Genomic DNA, 26,213 nt, shown 5'->3' with positions numbered 1-26,213 from the left:
GCGGTCAGCCTGCCGGGCGCTTTCCCCAGGCGGAGATCATGCCGAAGGACAGTTCGAGGGTGTCCGGGTCGCTGAGGTAGGAGAGGGCATCGTCGAGGGCTGCCGGGTCCAGGCCGGCCGACCTGTGTCACGTGGGTCGGCCGGCCGTGGGTGTTCCCGCTTCCGCCTAGCGGACCTGCACGAACTTGGCCGTGCTGGGGACGCCGCGCTCGTCGAGGAGGAAGAGCATGTAGAAGCCGGGCGGGGCATCCGCGGAGCTGGGCGGGGCCTGGAGGTCGAGGGTGAGCCCGTTGCGCTTGACGATGGCCAGCTCGATGTGGCGCTGGCTGGTGTTGAGGGAATGGGTCGCGGTCGTCGGTGCGAGCAGGACGGCCTTCGTGACCTGGTTCGGGGTGGAGGTGGTGACCGTGAAGGGGGCGTTGTAGCCCGCCTTGTCGGGGACCGCGGTGAGCGTGGGTCGGGTGCCGCCCTGGTGGAGGTAGGCGGGTTCGAAGATCTCGATGCTGCCGTTCATGTCGTCCGAGATTTTCGGGTCGTTGGCGAGCTGCTGGAGTTCGTCGCCGGTGACCAGGATCCGGCCGTCGGGCAGGACGACGGCGTTGGAGTGGTAGCCGCGCGGCAGCCGCTGGACCGGGCCGAGCCGCCACTGGCCCTGCGCGTCGCGGGTCTCGGTCTGCCGGTACTTGAGGTCGGCCTGGGGGTTGTACGGGCCGTTGCCGTAGTCCCGGATCGCGTACGCGCCGTTGACGGTGAGCAGGGAGGCGTCGGGCATCAGCAGGGTGTCGTCCTGGGTCCGGCCGAAGGCCCTGGGCTGCTGCTTCTCCCACGCTCCGTTGGCGAGCTTGTACGTGTCCGGGTCGTCGCGGTCGCCGCCGAGTACGAGGACGGAGTCCGGGCCGCGCAGGCCCGCGGGCAGGGGCACGGCGGAGCCGTAGCCGCGGTCGGTGCCGTCGGGGCGGTCGGGCAGGTCGGTGCGGGTTTCGGCGACGGGGTCGAAGGCGAACTGGGTGGTGGAGTCGCGGCCGAGGCCGTAGACCTTGCCGTCGCGCAGGGTGAACAGGTGCGGATAGTCGCTGTTCTCCCCGAAGGGCGCGTCGACCTGGAGGGTGTCCGTCGGGAAGAGGCGCGGGGTGAAGGTCTTCTCGAAGGGGACCGGGAGGCTCTTGGCGGGGAACCGCTCGATTCGGGAGGTGGAGGTGCCCCAGCCCTCGGAGGAGTGCCCGGACATGATCAGCAGGCGGCCGTCGGGGGCGGTCGCCACCGAGGGGTACCAGCGGCCGACGGCCATGTCCTGGTTGAGGGCCCAGGTCTCGGTCCACGGATCGAAGACCAGGGACAGTTTGGCGCCGGCTCCTCCCCCGTAGCCGAGGTTGCCGCCGAACACGCCGAGCATCCCGTTGGGGAGGAAGGCGTGTCCGGAGCAGAAGAACGGTGCCGGTCGCGCCTGGAGCGTGCCGTCCGGGACGAGGACCGTGGGCGGGGTGACCTTCTTGAAGGCCTGGGTCGTGGTGCCCTTCGACGGATCCCACACGTAGGCCCGGCCGGCGTTGGCCTTGCCGGTGGTGCCGGTCGGGGCGGGCTCCTGGGTCGGGTTGTCCTCCATCCGCTCGAAGGAGAACAGCAGCACCTTCCCGGTGGGCAGCATCGCGATGTGCGCGGCGAAGTCGGGCGACGGGAAGTACTCGGCGAACCGGCCGAAGTCTTGCGGGTTGAAGTTCGCGTTCGCCTCGACCTGGGAGTCCGTCAGGTCCTTGAGGCTGTCGATCCGGGCCAGCTGCGAGTACCCGCTCCTCAACGCCGCCATCGACTCACGGAGGCGTGCATGCTCGTGGGCGTGCTCCTGACCGAGGGCCGCGGACTCCTCCGGCCGTTCGGAACCGTCGTGGGCCGCGGCCGGGCCGGCCGCGGCCAGGACCACGGCCACGGCGCACGCCGTGAGCCTGCCGGACCATCTCTTGCGCGCCATGACACTCCTCATACCGGCCCACCGGGGCGGACCTCGCCCGTCACGACCGTTCTATGACGGGGCGTAAGACGCCGCACTTCGTCGCGCGGCGGTACGTTCGGCCATCGGTGCGGGACACCCGGGCCGGCCTGGGCGGCAAACCGTGGAGTTCGTCCGTCCGGCCGTCACCCCTCACCGGGGAGGCCGTGCCACAACGTGCCAGTAGGGGCGGTAATCAACGGCCAACCAGGGGTAAGCCCAAGCCGTCAGCACCGACCCCCACAATGGCCGTTTCCACAGGTCAGACGGCAGATAACCGTCCAAGCGCCGAGTGATTCCCAAGCTTTTGGCGCGGGTTCGATTCCCGTCATCCGCTCTTGCAAGAGGGCCCAGGTCGGCGACCTGGGCCCTCTTCATTGTCTAGACCTCTCAGCCCCGCGCCGCAAAGCCACTCGGGTTCACCCATTCGCAGCACCAAGCGCGAGCCCCTCAACTACGTACCTCACAGTCCGGTTCGCCGTGCCGCCGCCCCTCCTCGCGCGGCTCCGGGTTCATCCAGGGCGACCCCGCCCAGGCGAGGGCGGGATCGCCCCGATTCAGTAGATGATCACGAGTAGTGACAAGCGTGTGACGCGTTGTCAGCGGCGGGTGCTTTCATGGATCCGGTGCGCAGGGAGGCGCATCGCGACTGGTGGGGGGATACAGCTGTGCCCTGGATCAATGACTACTTCCGAGCAGACGGCACTCGGGTCAAAGGCCACGTCCGGCTCCCTGCCGGGGCCCGACGGGAGACCGCGCTGCTCGGCCTGATCGTCGCCGGAGTGATCGTCTTCGGGAACGGGACAACGCCTGCGGGGGCCGGATCAGGCTCGGGTCAGGAGTTACCCAGGCCGCAGTCGACGGTGGTCTACCCGATCAAGTGGCCGGCTTGGGAAAATCGCCCGGCGCTCCAACCCATGCCGACGGTCTCCTATCCGATCGTCTTCCCCAGCACGGGGAACGGCAGGTGAGCCGCCGCCCGCCCGCGAAGAGGCGCAGGCGCACCGGCGCAGCGCGGCGCCGGAAGGCCACTGGCTCGGAGGAGCTGTGGCTCATCGGCCTGGTCGGCCTCGTGGCCCTCAGTCTCGTCGTGGCGGTGATGTCGTGGCTCGCCGCCCATCCCTGGGTTCTGGTGGTCGGCCTCCTCGCAGCCGGTGCCGCGGGCGCGCTGTGGCTGCGTCGGCGCCGGGAGGCCGCGCGATGGGACCAGGTCCGGGCCCAGGGCCTGCGCTACGCCGTCGAACACCTCGACAGCCTCCACCACAACGACTTCGAGTTCGCCGTACGGGACCTCATGCACCGCGACGGCTGCGCCGACGCCCAGAAGGTCGGCGGCCGGGGCGACAACGGCGCGGACGTCAAAGCCACCGACCCCTACGGCCGCCGCTGGGTCATCCAGTGCAAGCACCGCAAGGCCGGCTGGTCCGGTTCCGCGGTCGGCACCCCGGACCTCCAGGTCCTCAACGGCACCGGCCGTCAGATACACGGCGGCGACGTCCTCGTCATGCTCACCAACGGCCGCTTCTCCGGACCCGCACTCGCCTTCGCCAAGTCCCAGCGCCTCCACCTCGTCGACCGCCACCTCCTCGCCCAATGGGCCACCGGCTCCCGCCCCTTGTGGGATCTCCTCCGCGCCGTCCCGCCGCCCCGAAAGCCCACGTCACTCCCCTAGGGCCTGTCGTCAAGGACTTGCCCTGCCGCGTCGAGCTCGCCACGGGGAAGTGGGACACCCTCGCGCAGACAGTTGAGCCCGCCCGGCGACACACCCCGTGGGACGCTCAGTTCAGAAGGCGCTCAGCGCGTCGCGGGTGTTGGTGCGGTACAGGCCGACCTTCGGGTTGGCGACGCTGCCCGGCTTGGCCAGCTGGAGGCTGACGCCGTCCGCGTTCGGCATGTGCTCCTTGTCGGCCAGGACGTTGACCTCGTCGGCCACGGGGCCGTTGCCACCCGACGGGTTGAGGTCCACGGCCGCGTAGGCGGTGGCGCCGGGGTGCACCGGGTACGCCGGCGCTCCGCCCAGACCACCGGGGGCAGTGGCCTGGAGACCGAGCGCGCGGCCCTTGGCGCTGAAGCCGACGGTGGGGAAGTAGTCCAGACCGCAGGAGGTGGAGCCGTTGTTGGTCACGGTGATGACGCGGACGGTGGCCGGAGTGCCCGTGGGGGAAGTGACCTTGACGGTCAGGTTCCGCGCCGAGCAGGGGTGGGTGTAGGCGTAGGAGTCACCGGTGGTGTCCCCCTTGTTCTTGCCGCTCGAACCGGCCTTCGCCGGGGTGGCGGTGGCCGTGCCGGTTCCGGTGACCTTGCCCGCGGACGGGGCGGCGGAGGCGCCCTCCCCGGACGGCGTCACGGTCCCGGTCGAGACCGGCTTGTCCGCGCTCTTGGTCGCGGTGGGGTTCGCGGTCGCCCCGCCGGCGCTGTCCGAGCCGCCGCAGGCGGTCAGGGCCAGAGCGAGGCCGGCGGTGGCGGTGGCCAGGGCGGTGGTGCGGAGTCGGTAGGTGCGCATGGGGAACTCTCCGTGTCGGTGCGGTCGTCAGACAGGGGCTTTCGCTTCCCGCCTGACGAGACGTTGGGTGGGGCTGCTGTTCCGGTCGGCTGCTGCCGCAGGCCGCCGAGGGCGGTCGGTGGGGCGGGTGAGGGGCGGGTGGTTGGCCCTCCCGTTGCGACCGCCCAATCCGACCGTCGATCCGATCGGCGGACCCACGGGCTGATGACGCAACTGTGGGGCCGGTTTCGTCCCAGTGGCGTCTGGACCGGGATAGTAGGAACCCTGTAACGCTCCCGACCCCTCTCACCTGGGCGATCGGGCGAGCCTGGAACGGGCTTCCGGGATGAGGGGGAGGGTGGAATGGCCACGGAGACGGAGCGGTTCGCGGAGCTGATGCGGGGGTTCAAGGAGCGCTCGGGGCGCAGCTACGGCACGCTCGCGAAGCGTCTGCACTCCAGCAACTCGACGCTGCACCGCTATTGCAGCGGCGCGGCGGTGCCCACGGATTTCGCCCCGGTGGAGCGGTTCGCCCGAGTCTGCGGCGCCTCGGCCGACGAACTGCCCGCGCTGCACCGGCAGTGGCTGCTGGCGCTGGTGGAGCGGCGGCGGGGGGTGACGGAGGGGCAGGCCTCGGGGTCGGGGGCGGCGAACTCCGCGGCGCCGCGGGGCGGTGACGCCGCGCCGGAGGTGCCGCCTGCGTCGGCGGTGGTGGTGGCCGGGGAGGCTTCGGAGGTCCGGCCGCAGGCAGAGACCGACCCGGCACCGACACCGGCGTCCTCAGCCGGGTCCGCCCCGGCGCCCGGACCTGCCGCTGCGGAGGCACCCGCACACGCCCCCGCCGCCCTTGTCCGGCCGGGCCCCGCCCGGGCCTCCGTACCGGGGGCCCGGCGTCCTCGGCTGATGCTCGCCGTTGCGGCCGCCGTGGCCACCGCCGCGGTGGCGGGGACCGCCGCCGCCGTCTCCGCCATGGGCGATGCGGGTCAGGGGGACACGCGCCACGCCGCCACCCAGCCGTCCTCGCGCGAGCGGGCGGCGGCGGGCCCGGCCTTGCCGTCCGGCGGGTCGTCGTCCCCCACGCCCACAGCCGATTCCGCGCCCCCGTCCAGCCCCGGACCGTCGTCCACCTCGGCACCGTCCGCGTCCACCTCGCGGGCCACCGCCAAGGAGGGGGCCTCCCCCACCGCCCCGTTCACGGTCAACGTCCTGCCCGACAACTGGGACAGCCCCTGCGACCAGTGGTTCGCCCTGGACAAGGCACCCGGCACGGTCCCCCCTCCCCCCGCCGGGCCGGCGACCGAAGGGTGGGCCCGGGCCCTGGACGCCGTCCCGGCGGGGCACCTGCGCATGCAGCTGACCGTCCAGGGCACCGAGGGCAAGCCCGCGGTCCTGCACGCGCTGTACGTCCATGTCGTGAGCGGCCGCAAGGCTCCCGGCTGGAACGGGTACACCATGGGCTCCGGTTGCGGCGGCGCGCTGGTGCCGGCGTCCTTCGCCGTGGACCTGGACGACGCCTCCCCGAGGGCCAGGCCCGTACCCGGCAAGGAGGGCGAGCGACCGACGGCCTCGACCGACTTCCCGTACAAGGTCTCCGCCACCGACCCCCAGGTGCTGAACATCGACGCCGCCACACTCGGTCAGGACGTCAGCTGGTACCTGGAGCTGGCCTGGAGCAGTGGCGACCGCCAGGGCACCACCCGCATCGACGACCACGGCCGCCCGTTCCGCACGGTCGCCCTGAACGCCGGCCGCAGCTACTGGTACAACGCGAACAACAACGCCTGGCTGCCGTACACGGAATGAAAGACCCATCGCGCGATCACTCCCCGCGTGTCGGTGGCGATGGTCCGGGCCGCGTCGTAGCCGGCGAATACCCCGACTCTCACAACACTGCACTCGGGGCGAATCAATATCTGTCCCGGCGGTCTGAGGATTTAACGCGCACCGCGAGGAGAGTTTTTACCGCAACGCAGGGGCCAAATATATTCGGCCCCTGCAATCCACTGCGGCGTGCTACTGTCCATCTTGGTTGCAGTTTTGGTACCCAAAAACTTAAGGCATCTCCAGCCGACCTCCGTGTCGCATGGTGGCGCTTCATATTTCCGGTCAGTTTCCGGGCGGGGCATCATCGCGGCGACACGGTCTCCGCATGGTGCGGGCGCCGGTGTACTGCCCCCAAGGAGATATGACATGGCTGCTGGCACCGTGAAGTGGTTCAACGCGGCAAAGGGTTTCGGCTTCATCGAGCAGGACGGTGGCGGCGACGACGTCTTCGCCCACTTCTCGAACATCGCCGCCCAGGGCTTCCGCGAGCTGACCGAAGGCCAGAAGGTCACCTTCGACATCGCGCAGGGCCAGAAGGGCCCGACGGCGGAGAACATCGTTCCCGCCTGACGCTGACTCGCGTTCGGCAGCTGGGGCCCGCATCCCTCGGGGTGCGGGCCCCAGCTGCACACATCTCCCGCGGTGCGTCCACCCGCGGGACCCGGCACGGGATGCTTCCTCCTCGGAGCCGCACCCGAGCTCATTTCTCCGGTTTCGCGTCCGCATGACGCCACCCTCATTGCAGCGCCCGTACCCGCGCATTTTTCTCGCGGGCCGGATCCGCCTCCGCATTCCATTCGGTCCGTTCTCGCAATTCCCCGCGCTGCTCTTCCGCTGCGGGAATTCCTTGATACGTGCCGTATCAAGGAAGGTTACGCATGAACCCCACGCGCAAGAACGAGCGCTCGTCCCGTACCCGCAGCCGCACCGGCGGCCCTGCTTTCGGCAACGGCGCCGGTTCGGAGCGGGGCAGCCGATTCGGCTCCTCGGGCTCCCCGGCTCGAAGCCGTTCCGCAGGTCCGAGCCGCTCAGGCGGCTCAGGCCGCCGGCCGGCCGCGGTACAGGGCGAGTTCGCGCCGCCGAAGACGATCACTCCCGCGCTGCCCGCCGTCGAAGCCTTCGCCGATCTCGACATGCCCGCCGAGCTGCTCGCCGCCCTCGGGGCGCAGGGCGTGAGCGTGCCCTTCCCGATCCAGGGCGCCACCCTGCCCAACACCCTTGCGGGCCGGGACGTCCTCGGCCGCGGCCGGACCGGCTCCGGAAAGACCCTGGCGTTCGGCCTCGCCCTGCTGGCCCGCACCGCCGGGCAGCGCGCCGAGCCCCACCAGCCGCTCGCACTGATCCTCGTACCCACCCGCGAGCTGGCCCAGCAGGTGACCGACGCCCTCACCCCGTACGCCCGAGCGGTCAGGCTCCGCCTTGCCACCGTCGTCGGCGGCATGCCCATCGGCCGTCAGGCCAACGCCCTGCGCGGCGGCGCCGAAGTCGTGGTTGCGACCCCCGGACGTCTGAAGGACCTCATCGATCGCGGCGACTGCCGGCTGAACCAGGTCGCGATCACCGTCCTCGACGAGGCCGACCAGATGGCGGACATGGGCTTCATGCCCCAGGTCACCGCACTCCTCGACCAGGTGCGCCCCGAGGGCCAGCGGATGCTGTTCTCCGCCACCCTCGACCGCAACGTCGACCTGCTGGTGCGCCGGTACCTGACGGACCCGGTCGTGCACTCCGTCGATCCCTCGCAGGGCGCGGTGACCACGATGGAGCACCACGTCCTGTACGTCCACGGCGCCGACAAGCAGCGGACGACGACGGAGATCGCCGCCCGCGACGGCCGCGTGATCATGTTCCTCGACACCAAGCACGCCGTGGACCGTCTCACCCAGGACCTCCTCGACAGCGGGGTCCGCGCCGCGGCCCTGCACGGCGGGAAGTCCCAGCCGCAGCGGACCCGGACCCTGGCCCAGTTCAAGACGGGGCACGTCACCGTCCTGATCGCCACGAACGTGGCCGCTCGCGGAATCCACGTCGACAACCTCGACCTCGTCGTCAACGTGGACCCGCCGACCGACCACAAGGACTACCTCCACCGCGGCGGCCGCACCGCCCGCGCGGGCGAGTCCGGCAGTGTCGTCACCCTGGTCACCCCCCACCAGCGCCGTGACATGACCCGTCTCATGCAGGCCGCCGGGATCGTCCCGCAGACCACCCAGGTCCGCTCCGGCGACGAGGCCCTCAACCGGATCACCGGCGCCCAGGCCCCCTCCGGAATCCCCGTCACCATCACCGCGCCGGTGTCCGAGCGGCCCAAGCGCAGCGGCGGCTCCTCCCGCGGGCGGCGCGGGCCCATGTCGGCTGCCCGGCGCGCGAGCGCGCGGCAGTCCGCCTTCGATGCGGCGGCCTGACATCGGCGGCCTGACAACCACGTGATCAGACCCCCTCTCCTTCTTCCTGTGAGGCACCATGCGCTGTGTCATCGCCCGCTTCCCGTTCGAACTGACCAAGAGCGGCGTCCTGGATTCGATGAAGGGCATCAAGCCCGAGGAGGTCGTCGGCGACTCCGTGATCATCGGCCGCCGCGTCTACCCCGTGAAGCAGGTCGGCCAGGTCATCACCCGCCAGGACAGGCGTGACTTCAGCGTCGGTGAAGTCCTGCGGGCCATGACCCAGCTCGGCTTCACCTGCCGCGGAATCCCCCGGGCCGCCGCGCCCACGCGCGTCCTCAGTCCGCTCCAGCACGCATCCGCGATGCTCGGCGCCCCTGTGACGGTCTGACCGACTCGACCGGTGCGAGCCGGCGCCCGGTCAGTGGCGCCGATTACCTCGTCCTCGACCGCATGAAAATCTATCGCGGCCGGAGTAGACATTGGGGGTCCCCCCGTGCTCCGGCCCGCGTGGGACAGACAGCATTCAAAGGGGCATCGTGCAGCAGCTCAAGCTCGGAATCATGTCGCAGACCCGTAAAGAGAACGAACACCGTCTGCCGATCCACCCGGCGCACTTCGAACGCATCGATGCCGACCTTCAGCCCCACATCTACCTGCAGACCGGTTACGGCGTTCACTTCGGCGTTTCGGACGGTCAGCTTGCTCCGTGGGTCGCCGGTTTCCGCTCACGCGAGGAACTGATCACGGAGTGCGACGTCATCCTGCTGGCCAAACCGCTGCACGAAGATCTGGAGGACCTGCGGGACGGGCAGGTGCTGTGGGGGTGGCCGCACTGCGTGCAGGACGAGAAGGTCACGCAGGCCGCCATCGACCGCAGGCTCACGGTGATCGCCTTCGAGGCGATGAACCACTGGACCCGGGACGGGGGATTCAGTCTCCACGTCTTCCACAAGAACAACGAGCTGGCCGGCTACTCGTCGGTGCTGCACGCCATGCAGCTGACCGGGGCGACCGGTGACTACGGGCGCCGGCGGCGTGCGGTCGTGATCGGCTTCGGCGCCACCGCCCGCGGCGCGGTAACCGCGCTCAGTGCGCTGGGCGTTCACGATGTGGATGTGCTGACTGCCCGCGGCATCGCCGCCGTCAGCTCACCGATCCACTCGGCACGGATCGTGCACTTCGATCACGACGTGGCCGACGACACCCTCGACCCGCGGCGCAGCATCGTAGTCACCGAGGACGGCCCGGAGCCGCTGGCCGACTTCCTCGCGGGGCACGACATCATCGTCAACTGCGTGCTCCAGGACACCGCGGCGCCGCTGATGTTCCTGATAGAGGAGGACCTGCCGAAGCTCGCGCCCGGCACCCTCGTCATCGACGTCTCCTGCGACGAGGACATGGGTTTCGCCTGGGCTCGGCCCACCACCTTCAGCGCGCCGATGTTCACCGTCGGCGACCAGGTCCACTACTACGCCGTGGATCACAGCCCCTCCTACCTGTGGGATGCCGCCACCTGGGAGAACAGCGAGGCGCTGATCCCGTTCCTGCGGTCGGTCCTCGAAGGGCCGGCCGGCTGGGACGGCGACCACACCATTCGCCGGGCGATCGAAATCCGCGGCGGCACCGTCCAGAATCCAGCAGTCCTGGCCTTTCAGCAGCGCGCCGCACAGTACCCGCACGCGCTGCTCTGAACCGATGCCACCTGGTCGGCGGCATGTCATTCGAAGTGACCGGCGTACACACGTGAGGGGGCCGGGACCGCAACTGCGGTCCCGGCCCCCTCACGTGTGTACGCACGGCTGGCCCCCGCCCCCGTCCCCCTCCGAGGCCTCAGGTACGAGAGCAGCCGATGCCGATTACCTCTTCGCCAGCCGAACGAAAATCTATCGCGGCTGGAGTAGACATTGGGTTGCAGCGTGGTTATGGTTTCTCTCGTAGCCCAGAGAGACAGCAGGGCCTGGCAGAAACGAACTGCCGGGCAGCAGTACCCGCAGTACGAGTACTGCGAGCAGTACGAGTAGGTGCAGTTCAGCAGGGCGGTGCGGTCGTGGAGTGTCGAAGCCACAGCGGTTGCAGGACGGCGACGGGACTGACGACCGGACCGGGCGGCCCGCAGTGATCAGGGGCAGCCGAGAGAAGTACCGCAGTTACCGCAGTGGCAGTACCCGTGAAATGCAGTACGCAGTACCCAGCAGTGAAGTAGCAGGCAAGCAGTTGATCACCGAGGGAAGAACGGAGGAGCCGAGCACCATCAGGATCGCCCGGGTGGAAACCTGAGCCCGGGTACCGCAGGACATCGATAGCGAGGTGGTCTCCGGTCAAGCAACCGCGATCCCCGCACCCCCGGCAGCATCTCGGCCGGGTCGGCGGAATCACAGGGTCGGCGCAGTATCAGGGCCGACAGATGGTGTAGTAGTTCCTTCGGGGCCCTGGTGCCATAGGCGCCAGGGCCCCTCCACGCGTTCCACGAGAGAGGTTCAATGACAGCAGACGACTCGTTCGGCCGTCTCGACGACGACGACTACCCCGCCTACACCATGGGCCGGGCCGCCGAGATGCTCGGCACCACGCAGGGATTCCTCCGGGCGATCGGCGAAGCCCGTCTCATCACCCCGCTCCGCTCCGCCGGCGGACACCGCCGCTACTCCCGCTACCAGCTGCGCATCGCTGCCCGCGCCCGCGAACTCGTCGACCAGGGCACACCCATCGAGTCGGCCTGCCGCATCGTCATCCTCGAAGACCAGCTCGAGGAAGCCCAGCGCATCAATGCCGAATATCGCCGCGCCGCAGAAGCGTCCACACCGTCGGACTCGGCCTGAGGCGAAGGTGTCCGTCCGGGACGGTGGTCCCGCGACCGGAACACCCCGAGCGGGAACTCCGCAAAGCCCCAGGTCGGCGACCTGGGGCTGGTTTGTTGTCCAGGCCTCTCGGCGCAGTCGGCGACACGGCGGAGGGGTGCGGCGCCGCGGTGGGCTAGGGCTTGATGTTCTGGTTCAGGTGGAAGAGGTTTCCTGCGTCGTACTTCCGCTTGACCTCGACGAGGCGGTCGTAGTTGGTCTTGTAGTTGGCCCTGATCCGGCTCTGGTCGTCGTCGGCCATGAAGTTGATGTAGCCGCCTGCCTCCGAGTGCGGGGCGGTCGCTTCGTAGTAGTCGCGCACCCACGCGGTGTTGGCCTCGTTCGCGGATGCGTCGGGCCACATGCCGGCGATGACGGTGGCGAACGAGGCGTCGCGGTAGGCGAAGGCCGTTGCCTCCGGCGCGACCCGGTGGCAGGCACCGTCGATGGGGTAGATGTGGACCGTCGAGTTCAGGGCCGGCAGCCGTGGCCCGTGCTGGACGTGCGCCGCGATCGCGGCGTCGCTGAGCTCGGTCACGAAGTTGGCCTTCCAGTAGTGCTGGAGGCCGGGCGGTACCAGCGCGTCGAAGGCGCTGTTGAGCGCGGGATACGGCATGGGCCCGACGTGCTCGGCGACCACCGGGGCGAAGTCGCGGAAGGCCTGGAGGGCGCGCGGCCCCTCGTCCAGCGGACCCGCCCAGCACGAGACGATCAGGACGAAGGGATCGCCGTGCCGGTCCTCCGGGATGAACGGGAGCGGCGGAGCCAGCTGGAAGGCCGGGAACGCGCCGAGTTCCTCCGGCGCACCCGCGATGTATTCGCCGAAGGAGCGCAGCACGGTGGCGGCGTCCTCCACTTCGAAGAGCATCGGCCCGCCGTAGATGTGGTCGACGGGGCTGAGCCGGAACTCGAAGGAGGTCACCGCGCCGAAGTTGCCGCCGCCGCCTCGAAGGGCCCAGAAGAGGTCGTCGTTCTCCTCCTCGCTCGCGATGAGCAACCGGCCGTCCGCGGTCACCACGTCGGCGGAGACCAGGTTGTCGCAGCTCAGCCCGAGTCCGCGGGAGAGATAGCCGATACCGCCACCGAGGGTGAGTCCGCCGACGCCCGTGGTCGAGATGATTCCCCCGGTCGTCGCCAGACCGAAGGCGTGCGTCGCGGCGTTGAAATCACCCCAGGTCGCGCCGCCTTCGGCACGTGCCGTCTGCCGTACGGGGTCGACGCGCACGCCGCGCATGCCGGACAGATCGGCCACGACGCCGCCGTCGCAGGTACCGAAGCCGGGCACGCTGTGCCCGCCGCCGCGCACGGCGAGATCGAGCCCGTTCTCCCGTGCGAAGTCGACCGAGGCCATGACGTCGCCCGCGTTGACACAGCGCACGACGGCGGCCGGACGCCTGTCGATCATGGCGTTGTAGACCTTGCGCGCCTCGTCGTAGGCGCCGGCGTCGTCGTCAGGGGTGGTGACCGCCCCGCGGACACGTTCACGCAACTGCTCGATCGAGGGCTTGCCCATGGCGTTTGCTCCTCTCGGCCCTCTTTCACGCTACGCCGATGGCGCGGGGCCTCAACTCGAGATCCGCGGAGCCGCCGTGGAGTCCCGGCGCCGCGCCCCGCCGCCGGCAGCGTGCACGAGCCGCGCCGCTGGGGACCGGGTCAGTTTCCGGATTGGAGGCCGTGCGGGCCCACGGGCCTTGTGGACCCCATGCCCCGCCGCTCCGCGTGCTGGGGGTAGCCCCGTACGCGGTCGGGGGACGACCGGCCTGTGTGCCGTAGCCCGGATTTATACGCTCGTATACATGTTGAAGCGGACAGCACGCGCACTCATCGTCGGCGCGCTCGCCGGAAACGTGCGCACCTTCCAGGGCATCCCCTACGCGGCGCCGCCCACCGGGGTACGCCGGCGGGCGGCCCCGGCTCCCGCCGTGCGGTGGGAGGGCGCCCGGGACGGCGCCGGGGCCATGTACGGGGCCGAGCGGCTCGCCGCCCTGGGCGACGTGGTCGTCGTCACCGTCAACCACCGGCTCGCGGCCCTCGGTTACCTGGCCCACCCCGACCTGGAAGCGGCCCGCGGCGAGTCCGGGAACCACGGACGCCTTCGGCGAGGAGCGGGCCGCCGCCGCCTCTTCGAGGTCGACGCCGTTCTGGAAGTCCCTGGACCGCGTGAATCCGTGAACCCGCGAGGCTTCGGGCTCCGCCCATGGCGCCACCAGCCGCACGAGTGGTGTCACCAAAACCCTCGCTGTGGTGCCATTGATGTGCCATCATGGCACCACAGCGGCGCACCGCGCGGCCCGCGGCCCGGAGCCGCGCGTTCACGGAGTCACCATCGGAGGGGTTGGATCATGGAGACAGTGCAGAGCCGGAAGCAGGCGGCATCCGGCGCCTTCACCGCCTTCTCCCGTTTCGTGCTCTGCGGCGGAGGGGTGGGGGTCGCCTCCAGCTTCGCCGTCGCGGGCCTCGCGTCCTGGATCCCCTGGATCCTGGCCAACGCCCTGATCACCGTGGTCTCCACGCTCCTCGCCACCGAGCTGCACGCCCGCTTCACCTTCGGCGCGGGCGGGCGGGCGACCTGGCGCCAGCACGCGCAGTCGGCCGGATCCGCGGCGGCCGCGTACGCGGTGACCTGCGCGGCGATGCTCGTCCTGCGGCAGATAGAGGCGTCGCCCAGTGCCGTGCGCGAACAGGTCGTCTACCTGTCCGCCTCCGCGCTCGCCGGTGCCGCGCGGTTCGCGGTGCTGCGCCTCGTCGTCTTCGCGCAGCACCGCACGCAGAGCGCGTCCGCCGTCCGTACCGCCCGTACCGCCCGCCCCGTACCCGCGACCGTGGCCCGCGCCTCGGCCACGGCCGGCCCCGCGGACCTCTGCCGCGCGGCCTGACCCTGTCCCGTCACGGCGTCACGGCGTCACGATCGGGAAGGCGGTGTCGGGCTTCGTCACGTAGGAGAACAGGCGGGCGAGGAGCTCCGGGGATCCCGTGGTGGAGACGCCGTCCGGGGTCCGGCCCGCGAGGGCGGCCAGGAGTTGGGGCTTGGTGAGCGTGAGGGTCAGGCCCGCCGGGGTGCGGGGACCGGTGACCGTGCGGTGGGTGAGGGCGCCGTTGTGGAGGGTGAGGCGGTGATGGCTGCCCTCGTCGGTGAGGACGAGGTCGATGGTGAGGTCCTCGTCCCAGGCCCGGGGGCCGTCGATCCGGACCGCGATCGAGTCGAGGAGCATGTCGGTGGTCAGGGCCATCGCCATCTCGGGGTTGGCGGTATCGAGCAGGGCCGCGTTCTCACCCTGGCGCAGCTCCATGGCGGAGGTGAGGTAGAAGTTCCGCCAGGTGCCGTTCTCCGCGCCCTGGCCGAGCTCGTCGTAGACGCCGGCGAGGGTCTCCTTGGCGTCCGTACGGCCGGGCTCGGCGAAGATCAGGTGGTTCAGGAGGGTGGCCGCGAAGCGGAGGTCGCCGGAGTCGGCGTAGGCGCGGGCCCTGGTCAGGGTCTCCCCGGGGCCGCCCATGGAGTCGACGTAGCGCTTGGCGAGTTCGACGGGCGGGTGTTCCCACAGGGTGGCGGCGTTGCCGTTGAACCAGCCTCGATCGCCTCGTCGAGGCAGCGCGACCAGATGCGGGAGTCGCGGACGACGGCGCCCCGCAGGGTCAGGATGTTGTGCATGTTGTGCGTGGCGTTCTCCGCCAGGCACAACGCCCGCTTGTCGGGGAAGAGGAAGTTCATCTCGGCCGGCGCCTCGGTGCCGGGGGTGAGCTGGAAGACGATCCGCACGCCGTCGACCGTCTCCTCCTGCCCGGTGGAGGTGATGTCCACGGTGGGCGGGATGAGGGTGATGGTGCCGGTGGAGGTGGCCATGCCCAGGCCGGCGCCGATCTGGCCGTCGGGGGCCTTGGGCAGCCGGTCCCCGTACATGAAGACGGCGCGGCGGGTCATGGCGTTTCCGGCGTAGACGTTCTCGCTGACCGCGTGCTCCGGGAAGCCCTCGGGCGCGAGGATCGGCACGCCCTCCTCGGTGCCGCGCGGGAGCACGCCGCGGGCGCCGCCGAAGTGGTCGCCGTGCGAGTGCGTGTAGATCATGCCGGTCACCGGGCGGTCCCCCCGGTGCTCCCGGTACAGCCCGAGCGCGGCGGCCGCCGTCTCGGCGGATATGAGCGGGTCGATGACGATGACCCCGCGGTCCCCCTCGACGAGGGTCATGTTCGAGAGGTCGAGTCCCCGTACCTGGTAGACGCCGTCGGCGACCTCGTAGAGGCCCTGTTGGGAGCTGAGCTGCGCCTGCCGCCACAGGCTGGGGTTCGCGGTGTCGGGGCAGTCGGCCTTCAGGAAGGCGCACGCGCCGTTGTCCCACACGGTGCGGCCCTCGGCGCCGTCCGTGCGGACGGGGTGGTCAGCGCAGGTCGAGCCGCATCAGGACCCGGGGATGACCGGCCAGCACCGAGGTGGTGTCGGCGGCGTGGGTGAACCCGGCACGCTCGAAGTTCTTCCGGATCCCGGCGTAGGCCATCGTCAGGTCGACCTTGGCTCCACCGTTGTCGAGCGGGTAGGCCTCGATCGCCGGTGCGCCGTGGGACCGGGCGAATTCGACCGCCCCGGCGATGAGGGCGTGCGAGACCCCCTTCTTCCGGTGACCGGGGCGTACGCGGATGCACCACAGCGACCAGACCGGCAGGTCGTCGACGCACGGGATCTTCCGGCTGCGTGCGAAGGAGGTGTCCGAGCGGGGTGCGACGGCGGCCCAGCCGACCGGCTCGTCACCGTCGTAGGCGAGCACTCCCGGAGGGGTCCCGGCCCGGCACAGTCCGGCGACGTACTCACCGCGGGCCGGTCCGCGGAGCTCGTTGTTGAGCTTGGACGGGATCCGGTAGCTCAGGCACCAGCAGACGGTGGCGCCGGGCGACTTCGGGCCGACCAGCGCACGGACGTCCTCGAAGACCGAAGCCGGTCGGATTTCGATGGCCATGGGGCCACGATGTCACGGCGGGGTCGCTCCGGTGAGGGTGTCGACGAGGGCCTGGGCGAGGACGGTCGCGGCGCCGATCCTCGTGTCCTCCCGCTCGTCGCCGGTGACCTTGCCGATCACCGCGTCCCGCACCGACCGGGAGATGTCCAGGCCCCCGTACAACCCGGGGAAGGACAGCGCCATCAGGCACACGCCCACGTTCGCCGAGAGGATCGACTGTCCGGCCAGCGCCGGGGTCGTCCGCAGCCGGCCGGCGTCGCGGCACCGCTCGACGGCCGTCAGGAGCAGGGCCTGCGCTTCCCCGATCGCCTGCGGTTTGGCCTCTCCCGCCGGGGTGAACATCAGCCGGTAGAGGTGGGGGTTGCCGAGCGCGAACGCCACGTGACTGTCCCAGGCCGCGCGCAGGTCCGCCACCGGGTCGTCGGTCTGCGGATTGCGGCGCTTGTTGGCGAGGAACCGCTCGAAGCCGAGGTCGGCCACCGCGGTGAGCAGCCCCTCCTTGTCACCGAACTGGCGGTAGATCTCGGGCATGCCGACCTTGGCCCGGTCGCAGATGGCCCGGGTGGAGATCGCCGGTGCCTCCTTGGTGGCGAGCAGCTCCGCGGTGGCTTCCAGAATGCGCTCTCGGGCCGTTGACATGGCATCGATGGTAGCAGCGCTAACAGGTCCGACCTGGGGAGTAGCCGTGCAGGAGCAGGGAACCGCAGGGTTTCGTAATCAACGCTTACGGGCTGTGTTAGCGTTGCACACATCTGCTGGTGAGCGCCGGCGGAGAAGGACCCGGAAACCCACGGGAGACGCGCCATGGAGACCACGGAGACCACCGAGACCACGGAGAGCCATGGACACCGGCTGGACCTTGATTCCGCGCCCCCGGGGCCCGTCGCACGACTGATCGTGATCGTCCTCTTCGAGGGCGTCGACCTGCTGGACGTCACCGGTCCGCCGGAGGTGTTCTCCCTGGTCCCCCGGGAGACGGACGACGCGGCCGGCTACCGGGTGGTCCTGGCCGCCCGGACGCTCGACCCCGTCACCACCTCGGCCGGGGTGCGCATCCTGCCGGACCTGACCTTCTCCGAGGCCGCCGCGCGGAGCATCGACACGCTGCTGGTGCCCGGCGCGGTCGAGGTGGACGCCGAGCGCCGCGTCCGCGCCCTCACCGACCCGGAGGTCGTCGACTGGGTGCGGACGCTCGCCGGGCGCACGCGCCGGGTCGCGTCCGTCTGCGTGGGGGCGCACCTGCTGGCCGCGGCCGGGCTGCTCGACGGCAAGCGGGCCACCACGCACTGGTCCACCGCGGAGCAGCTCGCCGCCGACCATCCGGCGGTCGAGGTGGACGCCGACCCGATCTTCATCCGGGAGGGTGAGGTGTGGACCGGCGCCGGGATCAGCGCCTGCCTGGACCTCTCGCTCGCCCTGGTGGCCGAGGACTTCGGCGAGGGGGTCGCCCTGCGCGTGGCCCGGCAGCTGGTGATGTACCTGAAGCGGCCGAGCGGGCAGAGCCAGTTCAGCGTCCCGCTGGAGCCCGTCTCCGCGACGCGGCGCGGCGAGGACCTGCGCCACTTCATCCGGCTCCGCCTCGGCGGCCGGCTCGGTCTGGCCGACATCGCCGCGCACGCGCACGTCAGCGAACGGCAGTTGGCCCGGATCTTCAAGTCGGAGCTGGGCATGACCCCGGCCGCCTACATCGAGTCGGCCCGTGTGGAGCTGGCGCGGGGCCGGCTCGAAGCCACCGATGCCACGCTCGAACGGATCGCCTCCACCTGCGGGTTCGGCACCGCCGACACCCTGGTACGGGCGTTCCGCCGCACGCTCGGCATCACGCCGACGGAGTACCGGCTCCGCTTCCGGACGGGCTGAGCGGCGCCGCGCCCGCGCTACGCGGCCCCGCGCGCGGCCGGGTCGAGGGAGTCGACGTCCTCGAAGAAGCTGAGCATCCGGGCGTTGACCAGCTCGGGGTGGTCGATCTGGGGGCCGTGCCCGGTCGCGGAGACGATCTCGGCACGGGCGCCGGGGATCAGCCGCGGGACCCGCTCGAGCTGACGCTTCGGGTGCACGAGCAGGCTCCGCTTGCCCATGATCAGGTAGAACGGCGTGCGGATCGTGCCCAGTTCCGCATCCGACAGCGGCAGCGGGGCGGGACGGCGGATCCGGAAGGCGCGGACGCCCGCCTGGATCCATGCCCGCAGTTCGGGGACGACCAGGACCGGCTGCTCCAGCCACTTGGCCAGGGTCGGGCGCAGCGCCTTGGGGGCGAAGGTCGCGAAGAGGCTGGCGAAGATCCACACGAAGAAGCGCAGCCCCACCTTCTCCAGGCCGCCCGGGTCCAGGGCGGTGACCGAGGCGAGCCGGCCGGGGCGCAGGTGCACCTGGTTGATGACGAGCCAGCCGCCGTAGGAGGAGCCGACCAGGTGGACGTGGTCCAGGCCCAGCGCGTCGAGGGCCTCGTCCATCCACTGGGCCGCGCGCTCGGGCTGCCACATCACTTCGCGCTGGACGCTGCGGCCCGGGTCGCCGGGGGTGTCGAGGGCGTAGACGGGCCGGTCGGCGCTGAGGGCGACGGTGTTGGGGTACCACTGGGCCGAGCAGCCGCCCGAACCGTGAATCAGGACGATCGGCGTACGGGATTCCGCCGCCGGGTTCGCGGGGCCGTACCGGTAGACGTGCGTGGTCCCGAAGCTCGTCTCCACGTCCGTCTCGGAGCGGGCGGGCGCTCCCTTCGCGTAGAGCGCGTCGCAGGCGGCGAAGTAGCGGTCGCGCAGCTCGTCGCTCACGTAGTGGCCGATGTCGCGGCGTACACGGGGCTTGTTGTCGGGCACGGGGGCACCTCCTGGAGGACCGGGGATCCGTTCTTCGTGATACGACCGTATCATGATGTTGATACGGCGGTACCATGAAAACGAGCCGCGGGCTCATCACCCACGGGCACCGACGGGCGGAGACACCAGAACATGCCGAAACGCGTGGACCACGAGGAACGGCGCACCCAGATCGCCGAAGCACTCATCCGCGTCGCCGGACGGCGCGGGCTGCACGCGGTCGGCATGCGCGACGTGGCAGCCGAGGCCGGGGTCTCCCTGCGCCTGGTCCAGTACTACTTCCAGACCAAGGAGAAGCTGCTCTTCTACGGACTCCAGCACCTGACCGACCGCTTCACCGCACGGGTGGGCGCCCGCCTCGCCGCCGCCGGCCCCGCCCCCGGCCCGCGCGCGACGATCGAGGCGCTGCTGCTGGCCTCCCTGCCCACCGACGAGGAGAGCCGCACCTTCCACCTGCTCTACAGCTCGTACTCGATCCTCTCCGTGACCGACGAGGCGCTCGCCGCCCAGCCCTTCATCGACAACCCCGACGCCGCCGAGAACGCGGTGGCCGGGCTGATCGGCCAGGCCCAGGAATCGGGCCTGGCCGACCCGGGGGTCGACGCGCGCATCGAGGCGATCAGCCTGCTCGCCATGGCGGCGACCATGGGCACCAGCATCCTGGTGGGCCAGCGGGGCCCCGAGTCGGCGGTCGCGGTGCTGCGCCACCACCTGGACCGGATCTTCAGGCCGGGCACACCGAGTCCCGGACCGGACGCTCCCCCGTCGTGAGGTACGCGGTGACCGTGCGGTCGGAGCAGGCGTTGCCGTTGCCGAGGTAGACACCGTGGCCGCCGTGGTCGACGGTGAGCAGCCGGGCGCGCGGGCCGAGGGCCTCGCGCATCTTCAGGGAAGCGGCGTACGGGGTCGCCGGGTCGCGGAGGTTCTGCACCATCAGGATGTTCGAGGGGCCCCGGTCGGTGATGCGGGTGGGGCGCTCGGCGGGAGCGTCCTTCCAGAAGGCGCACGGGGTGATGTTCGCCGGCATACCGGCCGTCAGGGGGTGCGCGGCCCGGTCGGCGGCCACCGCCCGCTCGTACCCGGAGACGTCCTTCGGCCAGGCCACGTCGTTGCAGATGACGCCGACCATCAGCGCGGCGTCCGAGTCGGGCAGCACCGCGGCGAGCTCCCTGGGCAGCTCCGGGACCCCGGCGGGGTCCTGGGCGGCGCGGACGAGGCGGGCGAGGACGGGGAACTGGGCGTCCCCGTAGAGGGCCGTCTGCAGGGCCTGGCGCAGCATCGTGCCGGTCAGCGGCAGGCCGGGCACGTCGGAGGGCTTGGGGGCACGGTCCAGCTCGGCGGCCAGCGCCAGGAACAACGGGCGTACGTCCTCGGGGTGTTCGGCGAGCCGCAGCCCCTCCCCCGCCTGCGCCGGGTCCGCCGCCCAGGCGGCGAAGTCGGGGAAGCGGTCGTCGGCGCCCTGCGCCATGTTCGCGAGCCAGCCGCGCGCGACCCGCTTCGGGTCGGGGTCCCCGCTGCTGTCCAGCACCAGGCGGTCGGTGCGCTGCGGGAACTTCTGCGCGTACACCGCCGTCACGTAGGTCCCGTAGGAGACGGCCCAGACCGACAGCTTCCGCTCGCCGAGGGCCTCCCGGAAGCGGTCCATGTCGCGCGCCTGGTTGGCGGTGGTGAAACTGCGCAGCGCGGCGCCGCCGTTCGCTGCGCAGGCCTCGGCCACCCGGCGGGAGCGGTCGGCGTTCTCCGCGATCCCCCCGTCGGCGCCGGGCCAGGAGCGCAGGGTCGTCAGGCGCCGGTCGGCCGCGTCCAGGCCGCACTCGGCGGTGACGCTGCCGCCGACTCCGCGCGGGTCGAGCGCGACGACGTCGTACGCGCCGGCCAACTGCCCCGCCAGCGCCGCCCCCTTCTGCGAAAGCCGCTGCACACCCGAGCCGCCGGGCCCGCCGGGGACCACGGCCAGCGTCCCGCGCCGTGCGGCGGGGCGGGTGCTGGGCAGCCGGGAGACGGCGAGCTCGACCTGCGGGCCGTCCGGGTCGGCGTAGTCCAGGGGGACGGACAGCTTCGCGCACTGCTGGCCGTCGAGGTGGCCCGTGTGGGTGCACGCCGCCCAGGCGAGGGCCGGCGCGGCGGCGCGGCTGGTGGTGGCAGCGGTGGCGCCGGCGGCGCCGGTCAGCGTGGCCGCCACGGCGGTGGCGGCCAGGGCGACGAGTACGGTCTTGCCGCGGTAAGTGGTCATGAAACGAGGATGGTTGAGCGTCTGCCTCCCTCACATCCGGCAGCCGGGACAACCGACCGGGGGGCTAGCCCCCCGTCAGACCACCACGACCGCGACGGCCGCCGCACCCATGAGCACGGCGGCGCAGTGGATGGCCGCATGGCCGTAGTCACCCGACCAGAGGTGGCGGGCCAGGCCACCGATGGCGGTCAGGCCCGCGATGATGCCGATCTGCGCGAGCAGGGTGACGGCCGTGAAGGAAGTCAGCAGCAGGATCACCGAGTTGAGCCAGAACGGGGCCGCGCCCGTCCAGCCCCGCCACGCCCGCAGGTCGCGCCACTGCTGCCGGTTCGGCAGGTGCAGCAGGTGCGGCCGGTGCGGCGCCTCCCGGCGGCCTTTGGGCCTTCGGTGGTCCCCGAGCTCTCGGGTCGACGTCGTCACCGCGCCGTCACCAGCCTCTCAGTCACTTGCACGCAAGACGTCAACTCGCAGGCTGTACAGCCTCCTTGGGTGCCCCGGCCGGGGCAAGGGCCCGTTCGGCAAGAAATCCGAAAGCCAGGCCGAAAGTGGTCCACATCGCGGCCTGAATGGCGAGCGAGGCGAGCCGGAACTGCCAGACGAGCGCCGCCGGGAAGCCTTCCGGGACCTCGTTGATGCCGGGCAGGAGCGCGTAGGCGATGCCGATGGCCACCACGAAGGCGAGCGAGGCGGCGACCGAGGCGTTCCAGTTGCCCAGGCGCGGCGCGAGGCGCCGGCCCAGGATCAGCGCGGCCGCCGCGAGCAGCAGGCCGAGCGCGAGCATCAGGACGTAGAGGGTGGTCCGCTGGGCCGAGGTCTCGGGGTCCCCGACGGCCGGCGGGTTGGCGGGGTACTTGAAGAACGGCACCAGGGTGACGGTGACGAACAGACCGCCGGAGACGAGCAGCGCCGTGGCCCGGGGACCGAAGCGGCCGATCCGGCCCAGGGCGTAGCAGTAGACGAGCGCGGCGATGCCGCCGAGCGCGATCCCGTAGAGCAGGGTGCCGGTGCCCAGTCCGGCCGTGGCCTGGAGGGCCCGGCTGACCGGAGCGGCCTCGCCGCCGTGGTCGTGGGATCCGGCTTCCTCGATGGCGATCGCCGCGTCGACCTGGGATTCACCGAGGAAGTACGCGACGAGGAACGCGGCGACTCCGGCCAGCAGGCCGGCGAGCATGCCCCTGACGAGGAGCACGCGGGGGGAAATGGGGTTCATGGAGTTCTCGGTCCCTTGCGGATCGGTGGATCAGTGGCAGGGGAAGCCGAGGAGGTGGCGACCGTCGTGCATCCACTCGTGGATGGTGTCGCCTTCGAAGATCGCGGTGGCGCCCTGCTCGGCGCCGACGAGGTAAAGCATGACCAGCATCAGGACGCCGGCGAACAGCGCCCACGGGGCCAGAGCGGAGAGGGAGATGGGTGCGACGGCCAGGGGGGTGGCAGTCGTGGGCACGGCGGAGTCGGCCATGGCAGGAGCCTCCAGAGGGAACACGCGTCCCGGTCATTGGTGCTTGCGACGACGGTGGCGGGTCTGACTTTCCTCCCCCTCCGGGAGGATTCACAGTGGCGCGACCGTGCCGGATTCTCAACCGGACTTCCGTCATACCGTCGTCATGTCGTCCGCCACCGTACCGCTCTTTATGGCGGCCTTACAGGGTCGTCTCAGGAGGGCTCCGTCTCAGCGTCGTCAGTCGATGGCGTCGACTACCTCGCCCAGGTCGACGAACTTGAAGCCGGTCGCCTCGCGGTCGCCGTCGCCGGGGGTTTCCCGGCCGTCCTGGACGACGAGCAGGCCACGGGGGTAGCGCGTGCCGAGGGGGGCGTTGAGGGCCGCGGCGCCGTCGCAGACCTCGGAGCCGTCGAGGGCGGCGGATGCCGCGGTGATGCGGAAGGCGCCCTCGAACTCGTTGTGGTCCTCGCGCTCGCGGTCGTAGGCGACGAAGGTGTCGTCGCCCTGACTGGAGGCGAGCAGGTAGCCGTCACCGTCGGCTTCCGTGACCAGGGTCAGGCCCTCGACGTCCGCCTTCAGACGCTTGCCGCCGTAGCCGGGATCGGCGCCGGGCGCGCACTCCTCGGTCTCCTCGTCGTAGGTGCCGGGGACGCCGTACTCGCGCACCTTGTCGATCAGCTTCGGCGTGCCGGTGAGGCCCGCGTCGATGCGCCAGATGCCGACGTCCTCCTGCCCCGCGTACAGGGTGCCGTCCGCGGGGTCGACGACCATGCCCTCGACCTGCGCCAGCTCGCCCGGCTCGGCGCAGGGCGTCCAGGCGGAGCCGTTCGGCAGGCGGAAGGAGGACGGCAGGTCGAGCGTGCGCACCTGGCGGTAGTCGACCGTGCCGGCGGGGGTGGCGATCAGTTCCAGCAGGGCGATCCGGGTGCGGTTGCGCCGGCTGACCACCGCGTAGGACCGGCCGGTCTTCCGGTCCGTCCAGGTGGCCAGGCCGTACGCGGTCTTCTGCTCGTTGATCTCGGCCTGGTCGGCGGAGAAGACCGGGCGCGCCGCCGGGTCGGTGACGTCGGTGAGCGGGCCGCCGGGCCGGTTCCGGTCGATGCGGTAGATCCGCAGCCGGTCGTTGCCGCGGTCGCTGACCACCGCGACGTCGGCGCGCCCGCCGCCCAGGCGCAGGCCGTTGACCAGGTCGACGTTGTTGAAGCGGCCGGGGGCGTCGTCGGCGCCCGGTCCGGCGGGGGCGGGCAGCGACTGCACCTGCCGGGCCTCCAGGTCGTAGACCCGCAGGCCGCCCTGCTTGGCGGTCGCGATCACCAGGCTGCGGCCCGGGTCGGCGGCGTTGCGCCAGATCGACGGGTCGTCCGCGTTGGCGTCGCCGCCGGCCTCGTCGTCGTACAGCGGCGCGGTCTCGGCCTGGGGGCGGATGCCGCTGATCGAGGAGGCCTGCGCCGGGAGCGCGACGGACGCGGCGAGGGCGGTGCAGAGCACCAGTACGGAGGCGCGGGCGGAGGCGCGGACGGCCGAACGTATGGTCAATGTTCTTCCTTCATAAGGGTTTTGCCCTGAGAGGAAGACGCTCGCCGGGGTGATTGTCATGTCCGCGCCGGACAGGTGGCCGATGGTTGAACGCGATGCGAAACCCCGGGAGAATCGGACGGTGCACCCCACCACCGTACGAGTCCGCCTCGTGACACCCCCGTTGGACGAAGCGGCGCGCCGGCACCGCTTCCCGTACGGGGATCCGCGCCCGGGGCACGAGGGGCTGCGCGGCCAGGGTCACGGCGCCTGGGCCGGGCGGGCCATGGACGAAGTGGCCGGGCAGGACCCCGAGGGACTGCGGCGGTGGATGACCGACACCTCGTACGCGCCGCCGGGCGGCGGGGAGTCCGTGGAGGCGCTGATCGCGCGAGTCGGCGCACACCTGGGCACGCTGGCGCCGGGCACGCACCGGGCGGTCGTCGGGCAGGGCGTCGTACGGGCGGCCGTGGTGTGGGCCCTGGAGCTGCCCGCGGCGGCCTTCTGGCGGTTCGACGTACGCCCCGAGTCGGTGACGACCCTGACGGGGCGCTACGGACGCTGGAACCTGCTCGTGGGGCAGCCGGAGGAGCAGCCCGAGCAGTCCTAGGACGCGGAACGGCCCGGACCCCGCGACGCGGTCCGGGCCGAACCACCGAAGGTGCGGAGCGGGCGTTAGGCCACGATCCAGTCGCTCGTCGCGATCACCGGCTGCACGCCGTCGCGGTGCACGGTGCCCTCGATGAGGCCGTACATGCGGTCGGCCGCGAAGTAGACCTCGTTGTCGTTCTTGAGGCCGAAGGGCTCCAGGTCGACGAGGAAGTGGTGCTTGTTGGGGAGGTTGAGGCGCACCTCGTTGACCTTGGGGCAGTTGTCGAGCACGCGCTCGGCCATCTGGTTCAGGGTCTGCTGCAGGGAGTACGAGTAGGTCTCCGCGAAGGCTTCCAGCATGTTCTTGCGGACCTTCTTGTACGACTGGTCCCAGTCGTACTCGGCGTCGTCGGCGGCGAGCGCCGAGTGCGCCCAGCGCGCGGTGACCTTGGTCGCCAGGATGCGGTCGTACGCCTCCTGCAGCGTCGTGTACTTGTCCTTGATGAAGCCGTGGAACTCGGAGTTGGTCGAGTTCATCACGGTCAGGTCCTTCAGACCCGAGATCACCTGGAGACCGGTGGTCTCGCTGTACGTGATCTGCGCGGTGCGCACCTCGGTGCCCTTGAGGGCGAAGGAGTGCTGCTCCTTGCGCGTCGGGACCGGGATCCGCTCCCAGGCGTACTCCTCGACGCGGATCTGCGCCTCGCGGATCGGGGCCTGGGAGGAGACGAAGTGCTTGGCGAGCAGGATGCCGAAGGCCTCGGGGGAGGCGACGCCGTGCTCCTTGGAGAAGGCGAACACCGTGTTCTTGGTGGTGTCGGTGGGGAGGCAGTTGGCGTTGTCACCGGTGAGGTGGACGTCGCGGAACTCGCCGCGCAGCGCGACGGAGACGTTGAGGTCGCGGATCTCGTGCCAGGAACCGTCGCTGCCCTTGCGGGTGACCTTGACGATGCGGTTCTCGGCCTTGCCGTACTGGTTCTGGGCGAGGATGTGCTTGCTCATGCGCTGTCTTCCTTCGGGTACTCGGGAACACGGAGTCCGGTCGTCTGGATCCCGTACGCCCGGCGTCCGGCGGACGCGCAGCCCGCCCCCCGCCGTTCGGTCACGCCGATTCCCCGCGTGGACCGCCCCGGGACTGACGTGCATCCCGGTCC

At 71.1% G+C, this 26,213-nt stretch carries 23 protein-coding genes and 1 pseudogene; 11 read left to right on the top strand and 13 right to left on the bottom strand.

Annotated features, from left to right (window positions below; all coding sequences use genetic code 11):
• Nucleotides 1–166: 166 nt before the first annotated feature.
• The gene (locus OG247_RS23185; protein ID WP_327254053.1) at nucleotides 167–1,966 is read right to left on the bottom strand and encodes a galactose oxidase-like domain-containing protein; all 1,800 of its coding nucleotides are present in this window, start codon (nucleotides 1,964–1,966) and stop codon (nucleotides 167–169) included.
• A gap of 985 nt (nucleotides 1,967–2,951) precedes the next feature.
• Here OG247_RS23185 and OG247_RS23180 point away from each other — a divergent pair.
• Entirely contained in the window at nucleotides 2,952–3,656 is a 705-nt protein-coding gene (locus OG247_RS23180; RefSeq protein WP_327254052.1) for a restriction endonuclease, read from the top strand.
• Nucleotides 3,657–3,767: 111 nt separating this feature from the next.
• On the opposite strand, the gene OG247_RS23175 is transcribed toward OG247_RS23180, so the two are convergent.
• Nucleotides 3,768–4,487, bottom strand: a complete 720-nt coding sequence (locus tag OG247_RS23175; protein ID WP_327254051.1) for a DUF4232 domain-containing protein — start codon at nucleotides 4,485–4,487, stop codon at nucleotides 3,768–3,770.
• Between the two features lie 342 nt (nucleotides 4,488–4,829).
• On the opposite strand from OG247_RS23175, the gene OG247_RS23170 reads away from it, so the two are divergent.
• The 6 genes from OG247_RS23170 (at nucleotide 4,830) to OG247_RS23145 (ending at nucleotide 11,496) form a co-directional block, all read left to right on the top strand.
• Nucleotides 4,830–6,269, top strand: coding sequence for a helix-turn-helix domain-containing protein (locus OG247_RS23170; RefSeq protein ID WP_327254050.1), 1,440 nt, complete (start codon nucleotides 4,830–4,832; stop codon nucleotides 6,267–6,269).
• A gap of 387 nt (nucleotides 6,270–6,656) precedes the next feature.
• Nucleotides 6,657–6,860: a cold-shock protein gene (locus tag OG247_RS23165; RefSeq protein ID WP_327254049.1), complete on the top strand. Its 204-nt coding sequence runs from the start codon at nucleotides 6,657–6,659 to the stop codon at nucleotides 6,858–6,860.
• A 308-nt stretch (nucleotides 6,861–7,168) separates the two neighbouring features.
• Nucleotides 7,169–8,695, top strand: a complete 1,527-nt coding sequence (locus OG247_RS23160; protein ID WP_327254048.1) for a DEAD/DEAH box helicase — start codon at nucleotides 7,169–7,171, stop codon at nucleotides 8,693–8,695.
• 58 nt (nucleotides 8,696–8,753) lie between these two features.
• Nucleotides 8,754–9,065, top strand: coding sequence for an SCO5918 family protein (locus tag OG247_RS23155; RefSeq protein WP_327254047.1), 312 nt, complete (start codon nucleotides 8,754–8,756; stop codon nucleotides 9,063–9,065).
• Nucleotides 9,066–9,213: 148 nt separating this feature from the next.
• Nucleotides 9,214–10,368, top strand: coding sequence for a N(5)-(carboxyethyl)ornithine synthase (locus tag OG247_RS23150; protein ID WP_327254046.1), 1,155 nt, complete (start codon nucleotides 9,214–9,216; stop codon nucleotides 10,366–10,368).
• 789 nt (nucleotides 10,369–11,157) lie between these two features.
• Entirely contained in the window at nucleotides 11,158–11,496 is a 339-nt protein-coding gene (locus OG247_RS23145; RefSeq protein ID WP_327254045.1) for a MerR family transcriptional regulator, read from the top strand.
• A gap of 154 nt (nucleotides 11,497–11,650) precedes the next feature.
• On the opposite strand, the gene OG247_RS23140 is transcribed toward OG247_RS23145, so the two are convergent.
• Nucleotides 11,651–13,027, bottom strand: coding sequence for an FAD-binding oxidoreductase (locus OG247_RS23140; protein ID WP_327254044.1), 1,377 nt, complete (start codon nucleotides 13,025–13,027; stop codon nucleotides 11,651–11,653).
• An 829-nt stretch (nucleotides 13,028–13,856) separates the two neighbouring features.
• On the opposite strand from OG247_RS23140, the gene OG247_RS23135 reads away from it, so the two are divergent.
• Nucleotides 13,857–14,390, top strand: a complete 534-nt coding sequence (locus OG247_RS23135) for a hypothetical protein (RefSeq protein WP_327257586.1) — start codon at nucleotides 13,857–13,859, stop codon at nucleotides 14,388–14,390.
• An 18-nt stretch (nucleotides 14,391–14,408) separates the two neighbouring features.
• Here the strand turns inward: OG247_RS23135 and OG247_RS23130 are convergent.
• The 3 genes and pseudogenes from OG247_RS23130 to OG247_RS23120 form a co-directional block, all read right to left on the bottom strand.
• Nucleotides 14,409–15,880 (bottom strand): annotated as a pseudogene (locus OG247_RS23130) (alkyl/aryl-sulfatase); the annotation flags it as partial.
• Nucleotides 15,881–15,887: 7 nt separating this feature from the next.
• Nucleotides 15,888–16,460 carry a GNAT family N-acetyltransferase gene (locus OG247_RS23125; protein WP_327254043.1) on the bottom strand — a complete coding sequence of 191 codons (573 nt, stop codon included), beginning with the start codon at nucleotides 16,458–16,460 and terminating at the stop codon, nucleotides 15,888–15,890.
• Between the two features lie 12 nt (nucleotides 16,461–16,472).
• Nucleotides 16,473–17,099 carry a TetR/AcrR family transcriptional regulator gene (locus tag OG247_RS23120; RefSeq protein WP_327254042.1) on the bottom strand — a complete coding sequence of 209 codons (627 nt, stop codon included), beginning with the start codon at nucleotides 17,097–17,099 and terminating at the stop codon, nucleotides 16,473–16,475.
• A 165-nt stretch (nucleotides 17,100–17,264) separates the two neighbouring features.
• Here OG247_RS23120 and OG247_RS23115 point away from each other — a divergent pair, with 165 nt between their 5' ends.
• A complete protein-coding gene (locus tag OG247_RS23115) occupies nucleotides 17,265–18,320 on the top strand; it encodes a GlxA family transcriptional regulator (RefSeq protein ID WP_327254041.1) in 1,056 nt (351 codons plus the stop codon).
• A 17-nt stretch (nucleotides 18,321–18,337) separates the two neighbouring features.
• Here OG247_RS23115 and OG247_RS23110 read toward each other — a convergent pair whose 3' ends face one another.
• On the bottom strand, nucleotides 18,338–19,279 hold the full coding sequence (locus OG247_RS23110) for an alpha/beta fold hydrolase (protein WP_327254040.1): 942 nt from the start codon (nucleotides 19,277–19,279) through the stop codon (nucleotides 18,338–18,340).
• A 132-nt stretch (nucleotides 19,280–19,411) separates the two neighbouring features.
• Here OG247_RS23110 and OG247_RS23105 point away from each other — a divergent pair, with 132 nt between their 5' ends.
• Nucleotides 19,412–20,050 carry a TetR/AcrR family transcriptional regulator gene (locus OG247_RS23105; protein ID WP_327254039.1) on the top strand — a complete coding sequence of 213 codons (639 nt, stop codon included), beginning with the start codon at nucleotides 19,412–19,414 and terminating at the stop codon, nucleotides 20,048–20,050.
• Here OG247_RS23105 and OG247_RS23100 read toward each other — a convergent pair.
• The 5 genes from OG247_RS23100 to OG247_RS23080 form a co-directional block, all read right to left on the bottom strand.
• Nucleotides 20,004–21,512 carry an alpha/beta hydrolase gene (locus OG247_RS23100; protein ID WP_327254038.1) on the bottom strand — a complete coding sequence of 503 codons (1,509 nt, stop codon included), beginning with the start codon at nucleotides 21,510–21,512 and terminating at the stop codon, nucleotides 20,004–20,006. The two genes, OG247_RS23105 and OG247_RS23100, sit on opposite strands and share 47 nt — an antisense overlap.
• Before the next feature lie 75 nt (nucleotides 21,513–21,587).
• Nucleotides 21,588–21,932, bottom strand: a complete 345-nt coding sequence (locus OG247_RS23095) for a hypothetical protein (protein ID WP_327254037.1) — start codon at nucleotides 21,930–21,932, stop codon at nucleotides 21,588–21,590.
• A 40-nt stretch (nucleotides 21,933–21,972) separates the two neighbouring features.
• A complete protein-coding gene (locus tag OG247_RS23090; RefSeq protein ID WP_327254036.1) occupies nucleotides 21,973–22,722 on the bottom strand; it encodes a CbtA family protein in 750 nt (249 codons plus the stop codon).
• A 30-nt stretch (nucleotides 22,723–22,752) separates the two neighbouring features.
• Entirely contained in the window at nucleotides 22,753–22,971 is a 219-nt protein-coding gene (locus tag OG247_RS23085; RefSeq protein WP_327254035.1) for a CbtB domain-containing protein, read from the bottom strand.
• 219 nt (nucleotides 22,972–23,190) lie between these two features.
• Entirely contained in the window at nucleotides 23,191–24,489 is a 1,299-nt protein-coding gene (locus OG247_RS23080) for a phytase (protein ID WP_327254034.1), read from the bottom strand.
• 121 nt (nucleotides 24,490–24,610) lie between these two features.
• On the opposite strand from OG247_RS23080, the gene OG247_RS23075 reads away from it, so the two are divergent.
• Nucleotides 24,611–25,078, top strand: a complete 468-nt coding sequence (locus OG247_RS23075; RefSeq protein WP_327254033.1) for a histidine phosphatase family protein — start codon at nucleotides 24,611–24,613, stop codon at nucleotides 25,076–25,078.
• Between the two features lie 65 nt (nucleotides 25,079–25,143).
• Here the strand turns inward: OG247_RS23075 and pucL are convergent, their stop codons facing one another.
• Complete coding sequence (gene pucL, locus OG247_RS23070) at nucleotides 25,144–26,061, bottom strand: factor-independent urate hydroxylase (RefSeq protein WP_327254032.1); 918 nt, start codon at nucleotides 26,059–26,061, stop codon at nucleotides 25,144–25,146.
• Nucleotides 26,062–26,213: the final 152 nt, after the last annotated feature.

The organism is Streptomyces sp. NBC_01244 (genome assembly GCF_035987325.1).
Taxonomy (GTDB): domain Bacteria; phylum Actinomycetota; class Actinomycetes; order Streptomycetales; family Streptomycetaceae; genus Streptomyces.
The sequence above is the reverse complement of the archived record's forward strand: the minus strand, read 5'-3'. Positions and strand labels throughout refer to the sequence as shown.